At 37.5% G+C, this 995-nt stretch carries 2 protein-coding genes; both read left to right on the forward strand.

The window, feature by feature from the left end:
• The coding region (locus IIF7_RS20590) for a toprim domain-containing protein (RefSeq protein WP_139801394.1) at positions 1 to 578 on the forward strand (578 nt) is incomplete at its 5' end.
• The coding region (locus IIF7_RS20945) for a plasmid mobilization protein (RefSeq protein ID WP_176219026.1) at positions 553 to 995 on the forward strand (443 nt) is incomplete at its 3' end. The genes IIF7_RS20590 and IIF7_RS20945, both read left to right, overlap by 26 nt.

Here is a 995-nt window from a genome sequence, read left to right on the forward strand (position 1 = left end):
TTCATAAGCAGATTTCTAAAAAGAAAAAAGAAGGGATTAAAGTACTTTTTGTTCAGGAACTCTCAAATTTACAATTACTTCATTACGCTAAAAAACGAGGGATCCCCAGAGAACTGATTATTGAGATGACCAGTGAGGTTCATTTTGAATTATATGGAAAACGGTATTATGCGATTGGTCTACAAAATAGACGGGGAGGTTATGAGCTCCGGAATGCTTTTTATAAGGCTTCAAGTTCTCCGAAATCGTATAGCTATTTCCAACAAGATGGAAATGGGCTGATCATTACCGAAGGATTATTTGATTACCTGTCTTTAGCGCTATTGGATCCTGAGCTATTCTTTACCCATGATCATATCATACTCAACTCCCTATCCTTTATTCAGGAAATCATAAAACACTTCGATGCTTATCCTGACTCGATTTTATTATTCCTGGATAATGACCCTGCGGGAGATCGTATGACTTCGTATTTACTAGAACATTTTGCTCAGGCCATAGACCTGAGATATCGCTTTTATCCATATAAAGATTTTAACGAAAAACTATGCCATGTTCAACGAGAAAATACCCTTTGAAAAAGAAAAGAAATCCTCCTATTCCTTAAGCTTTGAAAAGCTAAAAAAAAGGGAGGGGAAAACGAGGATTTCCAATGATGGGGACACGGGTTCCCATCAAACGGAAAATTCTAATATAGATCCTAATTCAAGATGTGTGTCTGTGGACACAATCTTGATTGCTCCCCATGGTCGCAATGAAAAAAAAGAGAGGTTTAAGGGGATGACCTCCTTAATCAAATTCAGGTGTACGCTGTACCAGAAAAAACTACTGAACATTAAGGCTAAAAGATCGGGACTTAGCCTTAGTGAATTTTGTCGAAAATCAGCCATGGATCTACCCATCAATGAGCGAATGAGCGATGATCATATTGCCATCTATAAAGACCTGGTGAAATTTCATAACAACTTCAAATCTATCGGGAATATGTTCCGAAA

The sequence above is a fragment of the Zunongwangia atlantica 22II14-10F7 genome, assembly GCF_002094855.1.
In the GTDB taxonomy this organism is placed as follows: Bacteria; Bacteroidota; Bacteroidia; order Flavobacteriales; family Flavobacteriaceae; genus Zunongwangia; species Zunongwangia atlantica.